The organism is Corynebacterium sp. KPL1995 (assembly GCF_000477935.1).
In the GTDB taxonomy this organism is placed as follows: Bacteria; Actinomycetota; Actinomycetes; order Mycobacteriales; family Mycobacteriaceae; genus Corynebacterium; species Corynebacterium pseudodiphtheriticum.
Genome location: NZ_KI515715.1, coordinates 235,098 through 248,015, shown reverse-complemented (window position 1 = coordinate 248,015; position 12,918 = coordinate 235,098). Strand labels below are relative to the sequence as shown.

Annotated in this window: 11 protein-coding genes; 9 read left to right on the top strand and 2 right to left on the bottom strand. The window is 58.9% G+C overall.

Features of this window, described 5'->3' with window-relative positions:
* The first annotated feature begins 76 nt into the window (after positions 1-76).
* From HMPREF1292_RS01135 to purM, 9 genes are all read left to right on the top strand, one after another.
* Positions 77-2,341, top strand: a complete 2,265-nt coding sequence (locus HMPREF1292_RS01135; protein WP_023018368.1) for a S9 family peptidase — start codon at positions 77-79, stop codon at positions 2,339-2,341.
* Positions 2,342-2,453: 112 nt separating this feature from the next.
* Positions 2,454-3,785, top strand: coding sequence for a glycosyltransferase family 87 protein (locus tag HMPREF1292_RS01130; protein ID WP_023018367.1), 1,332 nt, complete (start codon positions 2,454-2,456; stop codon positions 3,783-3,785).
* 72 nt (positions 3,786-3,857) lie between these two features.
* On the top strand, positions 3,858-4,160 hold the full coding sequence (gene purS, locus HMPREF1292_RS01125; RefSeq protein ID WP_023018366.1) for a phosphoribosylformylglycinamidine synthase subunit PurS: 303 nt from the start codon (positions 3,858-3,860) through the stop codon (positions 4,158-4,160).
* Positions 4,160-4,840 (top strand): phosphoribosylformylglycinamidine synthase subunit PurQ, encoded by a 681-nt coding sequence (gene purQ / locus HMPREF1292_RS01120; protein WP_021354014.1) that lies wholly within the window; start codon positions 4,160-4,162, stop codon positions 4,838-4,840. The genes purS and purQ overlap by 1 nt, the downstream gene beginning before the upstream one ends.
* A gap of 12 nt (positions 4,841-4,852) precedes the next feature.
* Positions 4,853-7,159 (top strand): phosphoribosylformylglycinamidine synthase subunit PurL, encoded by a 2,307-nt coding sequence (purL, locus tag HMPREF1292_RS01115; RefSeq protein ID WP_023018365.1) that lies wholly within the window; start codon positions 4,853-4,855, stop codon positions 7,157-7,159.
* Between the two features lie 257 nt (positions 7,160-7,416).
* Positions 7,417-8,067 (top strand): hemolysin III family protein, encoded by a 651-nt coding sequence (locus HMPREF1292_RS01110; RefSeq protein ID WP_232218032.1) that lies wholly within the window; start codon positions 7,417-7,419, stop codon positions 8,065-8,067.
* A 78-nt stretch (positions 8,068-8,145) separates the two neighbouring features.
* Entirely contained in the window at positions 8,146-8,547 is a 402-nt protein-coding gene (locus HMPREF1292_RS01105; RefSeq protein WP_023018363.1) for a sterol carrier family protein, read from the top strand.
* Between the two features lie 126 nt (positions 8,548-8,673).
* Entirely contained in the window at positions 8,674-10,185 is a 1,512-nt protein-coding gene (gene purF, locus HMPREF1292_RS01100) for an amidophosphoribosyltransferase (protein WP_232218031.1), read from the top strand.
* A 67-nt stretch (positions 10,186-10,252) separates the two neighbouring features.
* Positions 10,253-11,335 (top strand): phosphoribosylformylglycinamidine cyclo-ligase, encoded by a 1,083-nt coding sequence (gene purM, locus HMPREF1292_RS01095; protein WP_023018361.1) that lies wholly within the window; start codon positions 10,253-10,255, stop codon positions 11,333-11,335.
* Between the two features lie 151 nt (positions 11,336-11,486).
* On the opposite strand, the gene HMPREF1292_RS01090 is transcribed toward purM, so the two are convergent.
* Together HMPREF1292_RS01090 and HMPREF1292_RS01085 are read right to left on the bottom strand one after the other, a co-directional pair.
* Positions 11,487-11,666: a DUF3073 domain-containing protein gene (locus tag HMPREF1292_RS01090; protein ID WP_023018360.1), complete on the bottom strand. Its 180-nt coding sequence runs from the start codon at positions 11,664-11,666 to the stop codon at positions 11,487-11,489.
* 120 nt (positions 11,667-11,786) lie between these two features.
* Entirely contained in the window at positions 11,787-12,899 is a 1,113-nt protein-coding gene (locus HMPREF1292_RS01085; protein ID WP_023018359.1) for a folate-binding protein YgfZ, read from the bottom strand.
* Positions 12,900-12,918: the final 19 nt, after the last annotated feature.

Below are 12,918 nucleotides of genomic sequence, written 5' to 3'. Positions count from 1 at the left end.
GCGGGTTGGCTAGGCGGTTAAACGTCGGCAAGCGGGCTGGCGAGCGCATTAGTTAAAACCAGTATCATGTGGCGGTATGGATAATTCTGCTACTAGCGTTCCGTACACCCCAGCACCCGCGCAGCCGCCACAGGCGAAGAAACACCCGGTCACACGTAGTTTTCATGGCCGGGACTTCGTGGATAATTACGAGTGGTTACGCGACAAAGAAGCAGAGGACACTCTCGCTTATCTGAAGGCGGAAAACGCCTACACGGACGCGCAGACCGAACACCTCGCCGGCCTGCGGGACAATATTTATTCCGAGATCACCTCGCGCATCAAACAAACCGACATGTCCGTGCCCACCCGCGCGGGCGATTATTGGTATTACGGGCGCACCGAAGAGGGCAAAGACTACGGCTATTCCTGCCGCATCCCGGTAGAAGAGGGCACGGACCCGTGGACCCCGCCGAGCATCCCAGACGACGGCCCGGTGCCGGGCGAGGAAATCCTGCTGGACCTCAACGCTTTGGCCGAAGGCCACGAGTTTTTCTCCCTGGGTGCTTCCACGGTGACCACCAGCGGGCGCTACCTGGCGTATTCCGTGGACACCGCCGGTGACGAGCGCTTTCACCTATACGTGAAAGATTTGCAGACTGGCGACTATCTTGCCGACGAGCTCACGGGCATTTTTTACGGCGCCAGCTGGGTAGGCGAGGACTACATCTTTTATCAGCGTGTCGACGAAGCTTGGCGCCCGGATACCGTCTGGCGGCACCGCATCGGTACGCCGCAGTCGGAAGACGTGTTGGTTTTCCAAGAAAAAGACGAGCGCTACAACGTCGGGGTTGGTGCCACACGCTCTGAAAAATACCTGATGATCGTCACCTCCTCGAAGATCACCTCCGAAGTCTGGGTGCTGGATTACAACAACCCAGAAGGTGAGTTCGAGTGCCTGTGGGCTCGTGAGCCGGGGGTGGAATACGAAGTTGATCACGCGGTGGTAGCTGGTGCGGATTATTGGATTGTCACGCACAACACCGCGGGTGCGAATTTTGCGGTGTCCACCGTGCCGGTTCCGGAAGGCTGTGGGGCTGGAAATGGTGGCGGTATGGGCGCTGGTGTTCACGAAGGTAACGGTCACGGTGGCGATACGAGCGCAAGCGTGGCGTCGGCAAGCACCCTGCCTGGCCTGCGGGATTTGCCGGTGTTGCTTGCGCATGATGCGGAAGTGCGCATCGAAGACGTCGACGCCTACCGCGACTTTTTGGTGCTTTCTTACCGACGTGGTGCGATCCCACGCGCGGCGATCATGATGCTGGATTCGATCACCGATGCCACCGGCGACTGGGGTAGCTTCCAAGAAATCGAATTCGAGGAAGAACTATTTACCGTCGGTGTGTCCGGCAACCCGGAATGGGACGCCCCGGTGATCCGCCTGGGCTATACCTCGTTCACCCAACCGGCACACCTGTATGATTACCGCCCGGCCACCGGTGTGTTCACGCTGCTCAAGCGTCAGGAAGTCCTCGGCGGCTACGATGCCAGCAATTACACCGCGTATCGCTTGTGGACCACCGCCCGGGACGGCACCGAGATTCCGGTGTCGATCATCCACCACGCGGACTTGGACACCAGCACCCCGACACCAACTTTGCTGTACGGCTACGGCTCCTATGAGTCCAGCACGGACCCCGGTTTTTCTATCTCGCGGCTGTCGCTGCTGGATCGCGGCATGATCTTCGCCATCGCACACGTGCGCGGCGGCGGAGAGATGGGCCGTGGCTGGTACGACAACGGCAAGATGGAAAAGAAGAAAAACACCTTCTTTGACTTCATTGACGTGGCCGACGACCTGGTCTCCCGTGGGCTTTCCGCACCAGAGACGATGGTGGCCGAAGGCGGCTCGGCCGGAGGCATGCTCATGGGTGCGATCGCCAACATGGCGCCGGACCGGTTTGCGGGCATTGCTGCCATCGTGCCGTTCGTGGACCCACTGACATCCATGCTGAAACCAGAGCTGCCGCTGACCGTCGTCGAGTGGGACGAATGGGGCGATCCGTACCACGACCCGGACTACTACGACTACATGGCCTCATATGCGCCGTATGAAAACATCACGGACCAGCGCTACCCGGATATTCTGGCGGTGACCTCGCTGAACGACACCCGCGTGTTGTACGTGGAACCGGCGAAGTGGATTGCGAAGTTGCGTGAGATCGCCGGTGGCGGCGAGTTCTTGTTGCAAACGGAGATGGCGGCTGGCCACGGGGGAGTGTCGGGGCGCTACGGCAAGTGGAAGCAGGCGGCGTTCGAGTACGCGTGGACGATCAACAAGGCCACGGGTATCACGGAATAAAAATAGCTCCGGCGGCCGAATAGCTTGGTGGGGTGGGTGTCGCCGGTGAGTATTTGCTGGGGCAGATGTGGCTGCTGAGTGTTTGTGTGAAAGCTGATAACTTAGTGACATCATGAGTACATCAGCCTCCACGAGAGTCTCCACGAACTCCACACGGCGGGCCCGCCACCGTAAGCCCGAAGCTGCGACGGATTCTTCGGCCATCGTGCGGTGGTACCACCATGTCACCGGCTTGCTTTTCGGCGCGGTCGTTATGCTCCTGGTGCGTGGCGCACAAGACCCGGGCGACCTCGGCTCACTGTGGATCGCTGGTTTGCTGGTGGGGAAAGGCGACACCGAAAACCTCTACGCCATCCACGAAACTGACTTCGCCCTCATCACGGGCGAAGCCTGGATCAACACCTACGAACAATCTGATGTTTCGGCCTACCCGCACCCATTCGTGCACACCCCGTTTGTGGCCCAGGTGATGTCCTGGATTACCAAGCTGTTGAGCTTTGATTCTGCGGTATTTTGGATCACCGTTTTGTCAGCGTGGGCCCTGGTAATACTCATCGTGTCCGCTTGGCGGTTCTGGTTCGAAGATGAAATCCCGCCAGGGTATTTGGCCTTAGGCCTTGTACTGGGCTGGGTGGCTACCTCTTTTCAATCCTCCTTGCATCTGGGGCAAACCACTCCTTTTATTTTCGCTGGGGTGGCCTATGGGCTCGCAGCAGCGCGTATACACCCGGTTCGCGCCGGGCTGGCTCTCGGCGCGGTCGCCGTCGTCAAGCTCACCCCGGTGGTGCTTGTAATCATCTGCTTGTTTTTTCCCCGCGCACGCAAAGCCGGGGTGGCCGGGCTGCTTTTTGGTATTACTGCGGTGGTGGTTTCCATCGTTTCCCTGGGCTTTGCCACGTTCCGCACCTGGGTGGAAACCCTGCAAGAGCTCAACGCGGCCGCGTTAGTTGCGCCCGTTAATGGTGCCTTTGCCTCGCTGATTAATGTTGGCGTCGTGGAAGATCCCGACGCCCTGGTTTCCATCGTGGAGGATCCGTCGCTGGTCACCAGCTTGGTGCCGCGCTTGTTGGCGTTAGCATTGATCGCTGTGGTGGTCTACATCGCTTGGCGCTCGAGCGAACCGTGGAAGATCACCACAGTGGGAATTTTTACCACGCTCACCGCCACCAGCGGCATCCTGTGGGATCACTACGTTTTATTGATCGTACTGCCCTTATTAGGCGTTTTAGCCCGGGGCCAAGGATGGGTGCTGTATTTAATTCCCGTCTGTGCAGTCTTTGCCTTCCCGCCCCTGGCAGCCTGGGATTCCGAGCGCTGGTTACCCTGGGCGGCGTTCACCGCACTGGTGGGCTCTGTGCTTGCGTTATGTCTAGCAGAATTTTTGCGCGACGAACCCCGGCCAGAACGCAAGCCCATGCATTTATCTTTTCGGCTTTCACGCTAGACTGGCAACGAAAACGGTGGCACGCCCACACTCCGTGGCACGCCCACACTCCGAGTCGCTAAAGGAAGTGCAATGCCCAGAGTCGTAGTCAATGTCATGCCCAAGCCCGAGATCTTGGACCCGCAAGGCAAAGCAGTATTGCAGGCCTTGGGCCGCATCGGTGTGACCGGCGCCAGCCAGGTGCGCCAGGGGAAGCGTTTTGAACTCGACGTCGATGAGACCGTCACCGAAACCGAAATCCAGGCAGTAGCAGAAAAACTGCTGGCCAACACGGTTATTGAAGATTTTGAAATCGTCATCGAAGAACGCGACGCCGAGGTAGCTGCGGACGAAGCTACCGGTGCTTCCGCAGCTGCTGACCGGGGTGAGCGTTAATGAGCCCAACCATCGGTGTCATTACCTTCCCTGGTTCTCTTGATGACGTCGACGCGGCCCGCGCTGCCCGCCTGGCCGGAGCAAACGTGGTGGAGCTGTGGCATGACGACAACAGCTTGCACAACGTCGACGGCGTCATTGTTCCAGGTGGTTTCAGCTACGGCGACTACCTGCGCTCCGGTGCGATCTCTGCGCTGTCGCCAGTCATGCAGGCTGTGATCCCAGCAGCCCGCGAAGGCATGCCGACGCTGGGCATCTGCAATGGTTTCCAGATTTTGACCGAGTCCGGTTTGCTGCCGGGAGCGCTCACCCGTAACCAGCACCTGCACTTCCACTGCGTGGATACCTACCTGGAAGTCGCGAATGCGAACACCGCCTGGACTAGCGAATATGAGCAGGGACAGAAAATTTTGATCCCAGCTAAGCACGGCGAGGGCCGTTTCCAAGCTGATGCTGCCACCATCGAGCAGCTAGAAGCAGAAGGCCGCGTGGTATTCCGCTATACCGACAACTTCAACGGCTCGATCAACTCCATCGCCGGCATCACCAATGAGGCTGGCAACGTCGTTGGTTTGATGCCCCACCCGGAGCACGCTGTTGAAGCTTTGACTGGGCCTTCTGTCGACGGCCTGGGCATTTTCCGTTCCGCACTCAACGCTTTGAGCGCCGAGAAGCTCTAAGGAGACACACCTATGGCCCACGTCGCCAATGACGCTGTTGCGAAAAAGATCGTCAACGACACAGTCGAACAAGCCCAGCAGAACCCAGACCAAGAACAACCTTATGCCGCGCTGGGTCTGAAAGACGACGAATACGCGCGCATTAAAGAAATCCTCGGCCGTCGCCCGACCGATGCCGAGCTGACCATGTACTCCGTGATGTGGTCGGAGCACTGCTCGTATAAATCCTCCAAGGCGCACCTGCGTTACTTCGGTGAGACTATGACCGAGCAGATGGCCGAAAAAATCCTCGCCGGTATTGGCGAAAACGCCGGTGTGGTTGACATTGGAGATGGCAACGCGGTGACTTTCCGCGTGGAATCCCACAACCATCCGTCCTACGTTGAGCCCTACCAGGGCGCTGCTACCGGCGTCGGCGGCATCGTTCGCGACATCATGGCTATGGGGGCGCGCCCGATTGCCGTGATGGACCAGTTGCGCTTCGGCCCAGCAGAAGCACCGGATACTTCCCGCGTGCTGCCGGGCGTCGTGCATGGTATCGGCGGTTACGGTAACTCGCTGGGCCTGCCCAATATTGGTGGCGAGACCGTCTTCGATGAATCCTATGCGGCTAACCCACTGGTCAACGCGTTGTGCGTCGGCACGCTGAAGGTGGAAGACCTGAAGCTGGCTTTTGCCTCCGGTAAGGGCAACAAAGTCATGCTGTTTGGTTCGCGCACCGGCCTGGATGGCATCGGTGGCGTGTCCGTGCTGGCTTCGGAATCCTTCGACGAAGGCGCAGAGCGCAAGCTGCCGGCCGTGCAGGTGGGCGACCCGTTCGCAGAAAAAGTTCTGATCGAATGCTGCCTGGAGCTGTACCACGCAGGAACCGTGGTGGGTATTCAGGATCTCGGTGGCGCCGGCTTGGCATGCGCAACCTCTGAGCTGGCCGCCGCCGGTGATGGTGGCATGGAAGTCAACCTGGATGCGGTGCCGCTGCGGGCAGAAAACATGACGGCGGCAGAGATCCTGGCCTCGGAATCCCAGGAGCGCATGTGTGCAGTCGTGGCCCCAGAAAACGTGGAACGCTTCCGCGAAATCTGCGCCAAGTGGGATGTCACCTGTGCGGAGATCGGCGAGGTCGTCGACGGCAAGCACCTGGTGATCCGCCACGGCGGCGAAGTGGTCGTGGATGCTCCGGCCTACACCATGGCCGATGAAGGCCCAGTCTATGAACGCCCGTATGCCCGCCCCGAGTGGCAAGACGAGCTGCAGCAGTTCCGTGGCGTCGACAAGCCTGTGGGAGCAGACCTGCTATCCGCATGGAAGAAGATGCTGGCATCACCAGCGCTGTGCTCCCGCGATTTCATCACCGAGCAGTACGACCGCTACGTGCGCGGCAACACCGTGGACGCTTTGCATTCGGATGCTGGCGTGCTGCGCATCGACGAAGAAACCCACCGTGGTGTGGCTGTGTCTGCGGACTGCTCCGGCCGTTACACCAAGCTGGACCCGAACATGGGTGCGCGCCTGGCACTGGCAGAGGCCTACCGCAACGTCGTGGCCAAGGGCGCGACCCCGGTGGCGATCACCAACTGCTTGAACTTCGGTTCCCCAGAAAACACCGACGTGATGTGGCAGTTCCGCGAGGCCGTGCATGGTCTTGCCGACGGCGCCGTGGAGCTGAAACTGCCGGTATCCGGCGGTAACGTCTCGTTCTACAACCAAACTGGTGAGGAACCAATCTTGCCGACGCCAGTCGTCGGCGTGCTTGGTGTGTTTGATGATGTGCGTAAGGCGATCGGGCACCGTCCGGAAGCTGGCCAGAAGCTGGTGCTGTTGGGTGAGACCAAGGAAGAATTTGGCGGTTCCATCTGGCAGCAGGTGACCGGTGCTGGTTTGAACGGCCTGCCACCGCAGGTGGATCTGGCGAACGAAGAGCGCTTGGCGGCTGTGCTGAGCGCTGGCGAGGCCACTGGTATCACCGCAGCGCATGATCTTTCCGAGGGCGGCTTGGGCCAAACTTTGGCCGAGATGTGCTTCGACGGTGGCGTCGGTGCGCAGGTGGATTTGTCTGCTGTGCACGCTGATGCCACCACGGCGATGTTCTCTGAGTCAGCCTCCCGCATCCTGGTAGCCACGAACGACGTGGAAGCCACGCTGGCGGCTGCCAAGGAGGCTGGCGTTCCGGCTGCAGAAATCGGTGCCACTACCAAAGAGCAGACCCTGCAGGTTGCTGAGGGAGTTGCCGTTTCGGTCGCGGAGCTGCGCGAAGTATGGGCAGCCACGTTGCCTGGCTTGTTTGGTAACGCCACCGGAGCAAACTCTGTTCTTGACTAAGAGCCAGCGCTAGCGCTTCGCATTTTATTAGAGCGCGGCATTCCCGCCACTTATTAGCGTTCGGCGTTCCCGCCACGGATTGTGTTCGGCAAAAACTGCCAAGACCTTCCGCGGCGGGATTTTTCTCGTCTAAAATAAGGGGCGTGAAAAACAATGCCTCGTCTGTCTCGCACGCTGTGAACCAGGAAAGCCATGACAGGGAGAGCCGTGACTGGCAAACCCATGACCGGGAAGGCCTGGTCCAACGCACTTTCTTTATGGTTGATCGTGGACCGCGCCCGGCCACTCGAGGTTGGTTCCATACGGCCGCAGCCATTCTTATGCTGGCTGCAGCTAGTGTGCTCACTACGTTTTCCTGGATGCGCCTGGAATGGTGGCAAGCCCTGGGTGCGACGGTCTACGGCTGCGGTTTGATTGCCTTGTTTGCGGTCTCTGCGCTGTATCACCGCATCCCGTGGGCTAAGCAGAAAACCGTGCAGGCTTGGCGTCGTGCTGACCACGCCATGATCGCGGTGTTTATTGCCGCGACCTACACCCCGTTTTGCTTGATCGTGTTGCCGCAGGCGTGGTGGTTGTTGGCCACCGTGTGGGGCGGTGCGATCACCAGCGCGGTGATGAAATTCTTCTGGCTTTCCCGCCCACGCTGGGTTGATGTGGCCATTTACGTGACCCTGGGTTGGTTGATTGTGCCGCTGGTATCTCAACTGTGGACAAACGCTGGGCCTGCCGTGGTGTGGCTGCTGTTGGCCGGTGGCGTGGTGTATACCGTCGGTGCGGTGGCTTATGGTTTGAAATGGCCGGGCCGTAACGCACGTTTTTACGGCTATCACGAGCATTTCCATACTGCGACGATCATTGCGGCGATCTTTCACCTGGTGGCGGTGTGGATCATCGTAGCCAGTGCTTAGCGTAGAATTTGCAGATTGAGTTCATAGGGTTGTTGCCACTATGGAACTCCTAAAAGAAAGCTTTTGAGGCCAAACTCTGTGAAAAAACCTGACCCGGCCAAAGCCCGCGCGGCAGTACTTGCGATCGCGGATTGGATCGCCGCCGATTCCCCTGAGGCCGCACGTGCGGCTGGCATTGCACAGCCGAGCCGTTCGCAGCTTGCCGACGCCGTGCGCCACACCGCGCGTCTACTCGCCGCCGATGCGTCCGGCCATAGCGTGGAACTGCGCGTGCCGCCGTTCGTCGCGGTGCAGTGCATTGAGGGGCCCCGGCATACTAGGGGAGTCCCGCCCAATGTGGTGGAGGCCAGCCCACATGCCTGGTTGCGTTTGGCCACCGGCTACAGCAACTGGGATGAACTGGTGGCTCAGGTAGACACGACGGCGTCGGGTACGAGGGCCGGTGAAATCGCGCAGTGGATGCCCATCATCAAGCTCTAATCTGGCTCTAGCCTGGCTCTAGCCGGGTTTTAGTGGGGCCCTAGTCGAGCTCTTCGCAGCTTTTCCCGAGCCCACGGTAGGCGTGTGAAAAGTGCTTGTTAGCGGATTCCACCGCCAACCGTTATGATGAACTGCGTGGTAGCAAACACATTTACTGACCATGCTGAGCACAATGACTTCGACGATCACGGTGAAACCGAACCACGCGAAGAATGCGGCGTATTCGGGGTCTGGGCGCCGGGGGAAGAAGTTTCGAAACTAACTTATTTTGGCCTCTATGCCATCCAGCACCGCGGCCAAGAAGCTGCCGGTATGGCGGTCGGTGGGGAAGACGGCTTGCTTGTGTTTAAAGACATGGGCTTGGTCTCAAATGTTTTTGATGAATCCCTGTTGGAATCTTTGCAGGGCGATGTAGCTATTGGGCACAATCGTTATTCCACCGCTGGTGGTAAAGAATGGGCCAACGTCCAGCCCATGTTCCGTACGTCCAAGCATGGCCAGGATGTTGCTCTCGCACACAACGGGAACCTGACTAATTACCTGGAGCTGCGCAGCATGGCCGAAGAGCGCGGCCTTATCACGGCGGGGGATACCTCCTCGGATACTGCCGTGATGTCCGCGTTGCTTGCCGACGGCGTCGGCGATGATAATTCGATTTTGGAATCCGCCGCGTGCCTGTTGCCAGACGTACATGGCGCGTTTTCTTTGACTTTCACCGACGGTAATACTTTGTATGCTGCCCGTGATCCGCATGGTGTGCGCCCGTTGGTGCTTGGCCGCCTGGAGCGTGGCTGGGTCGTGGCTTCGGAAACCTGTGCGTTGGATATCGTCGGCGCGCAATTCATCCGGGAAATTGAGCCGGGTGAGTTGATCGCTATTGATGAAGCCGGGCTGCGCACGCAGCGTTTCGCAGAAACCAAGCACAAGGGCTGCGTGTTCGAATACGTGTATTTGGCTCGGCCGGATTCCACCATCCGGGGCCGTAATGTGAATGCGACGCGTTTAGAGATCGGTAAACGCCTGGCGCAAACCCATCCTGCCGACGGTGATTTGGTAATTCCGGTGCCAGAATCGGGCACCCCGGCTGCCGTGGGCTATGCCCGCGAATCCGGCATTCCGTTTGGCCAGGGTTTGGTGAAAAACGCTTATGTGCAGCGCACCTTCATCCAGCCGACGCAAACCCTGCGGCAGCTGGGTATCCGCTTGAAGCTGAACCCGCTGCGTGAGGTGATCGAAGGCCAACGTTTGGTGGTGGTGGATGATTCCATCGTGCGTGGTAATACCCAGCGCGCGCTGATCAAAATGTTGCGGGAAGCCGGTGCCGCCGAGGTGCATGTGCGCATTGCTTCGCCGCCGGTGAAGTGGCCATGCTTCTATGGCATTGACTTCGCTACCCCTGCTGAGTTGATTGCCAATATTGGTGGCGATGATTCCCTGGAAGGCATGACTGAAACCATCCGCAGTGCCATCGGTGCGGACACTCTGGGCTTTGTTTCTATTGATGAGATGGTCGCTGCCACCGAGCAGCCAGCCAGGCAGTTGTGCACCGCGTGCTTCGACGGTAATTACCCATTGGGCCTGCCGCAGGGTAATTCCAATGCTGATGCTGTGCGCACGCTGCTCAACAGTGCTGAGTAGCCAGGATGCTTGATACCGCGCTGCATTGCGCCGCAGAATACACACGATAAAAGGATAGATTGAGATTATGACGAATTCTTCCCAGCCTGGATCGCAGCCGGATTCCCCAACTTATGCCGATGCTGGCGTCAGCGTAGAAGCAGGCGAGCAGGCTGTTGAGCTGATTAAGCCGCACGCCAAGCGCGCCACCCGCCCAGAGGTCCGCGGTGACCTTGGCGGTTTTGCCGGCCTGTTTGCTCTGGGTAAGTACCGTGAGCCGCTGCTGGCATCCGGTTCCGATGGTGTGGGCACGAAGCTAGCCGTGGCCCAAGCGATGGATAAGCACGACACCATCGGCATTGACTTGGTGGCCATGTGCGTGGATGACCTCATCTGTTGTGGCGCAGAACCACTGTTTTTGCAGGACTACCTGGCCATTGGCAAGGTGTACCCGGAAAAGGTTGCTGATATTGTCGGTGGCATTGCCGAGGGGTGTGTGACCGCAGGTTGCGCACTGCTGGGTGGCGAGACCGCAGAACACCCAGGGGTCATGGGTGAAAACGATTACGACGTATCCGCCACCGCCGTCGGTGTGGTAGAAGCTGATGACGTGCTGGGGCCAGAAAAGGTCAACGAAGACGACGTCATTATCGCGATGGCATCGTCTGGTTTGCATTCCAATGGTTATTCGTTGGCGCGCCACGTCTTGCTGGAGCAGGCCAACCTGCCACTTGATGGCCACGTGGAAGAATTCGGCCGCACTTTGGGCGAAGAGCTCTTGGAACCTACCCGGATTTATGCGAAAGACTGCCTGGAACTGATGTCGGAATGCTCGGTATCGGTGTTCTGCCACGTCACTGGCGGTGGCTTGGCGAAAAACCTGGAGCGCGTCATACCAGAAGGCCTGGCTGCCGATGTATACCGCACCACCTGGACCCCTGGGGCGATCTTCAAGAAGATCTCTGAGACTGGCAACGTCAGCCTGGAAGCCATGGAAGAAACCTTCAACATGGGCGTGGGCATGATTGCTGTTGTCTCTCCGGAGGACCGCGACCGGGCACTAGCTGTGCTTACGGCACGCCACATCGACGCTTGGGAGCTGGGCACGGTTCGTGCTGCAGAACAGGAAGAACCACGCGTCGTCATGCACGGTGCACACCCACAGTTTTAGGCTGTTTGGGGTGTTTCGGCTGCCCGCGTGGCAGCCACACAACAACCCCTTCCAGGAGACCGCACGGAGAAACCTTGTGCGACCTGGAAGGGGTAGTGGGGTGGAGAAAAACTAAAGGGACAAACTTTAGTTTCGCTGTAAGCCTAGGGGGCTAGTCTCCTCGGTAGTCCGAATCATAGTCATAGTCATCATCGGAGTCCTGAGACCAGCCGCGTCCCGGCGGTTGAGAGGCGAGCTCTTTCTGGAGCGAGTCCAGATCCATTGCTGGGGAGTTGTACTTCAGCTCCCGGGCAACTTTAGTCTGCTTTGCCTTTTGGCGTCCTCGACCCATAGCCATGACCCCCTTTGGGTTAAGGGCAATCCAGGGAATTCGGATGCCCCATCTGCTTTTTTATTCGTCCTGTGTTACAGGATAGAGCAAAACTGCAAAAAATTCTGCACTGGGGCCTAACTAGTGTCCGCGCAACTTGTTAATAGCCGCCCGACCAGCCTTTTCTCCTTCCTCGACCGGGATGGAATCAGCATCGATGCTGGCGGCAACATCACCAATGTTGACTTGTCCCGCATCCAATGCCGAACGTTTGATGACACCCAGCGCGATCGGGCCATAGTCGCAATCATCAATCACGGTGCCTAGCTTGCCGACGCGACGCCCCTTCGCCTGAATGTCCGCGCCCGGAGAAGGCATGGTGGGCGCCGAGCCATCCAAGTGCAGTAATACGAGCACCCGCGGACTACGACCCAAATTTTCCACGCGTGCGACGGTTTCCTGCCCGCGGTAGCACCCTTTTTCTAGGTGCACAGCGCCGACCCTTTCGCCACGCCCGATCCAGTGTGGGATTTCATGCGGGATGGATTTTTCATCCAAATCCACAGACTCCGCCTCCAGTGCCTTGACCCGTTCGGCGGTATACGTCATCAGTCCGACCAGCTGCAGACCGGTGCTTTCTAGCTCTTCGACGGCTGCTTCTAGCTGCTCTCGTGGAACTGCGATGTCAGTGCGGCTGGCTTCCCACAAACCAGTGGTTGGTTGTGCGCTGTCAGTACCGGCGGGAGTTGCCGTCGAAACCGTGCGCGAATAGACGGCCTGCGAAGGCAGGTGCGTATCCGTTGGTCCACCAAGCACGGTGATGATCGCTAAATCGGCTTCTTCGATGGTTACCTGGGACCAAAAGATCATCTTCTGCAAGAAATCCCGCAGGGAATCGAATTTCCCGGCTTCGCAGTCCAGGTAGAAGGCCAGCCCTTCGGGGGCAGCTGCGGTGCCCGCGTCGGCACTAGTGTCTGTGGTCACCGAGATGTCCATAGTGTGCAGAATGCGGCCCTGCGTGTCCAAATCCAGGGCAGAACCAGACCAGCCCGCTTGCACGTCGTCAAGCTTTTGCGAAAGCAAATTATGCAAGAACGCGGCGGCTTCCGGCCCGGTCACCCGTATAACGCGGCGATGTGAGCGATCCACAATCGCGCCAGTGGAGGTAATGGCGCGTTGCTCGCTCAGTGGCTCACCGTAATGCCAGGCCACACCCGTGACATCCGGGTGTGGTGGCTCCTCCTGATAAGCCATAGCGTTCGGACGGTTGAGC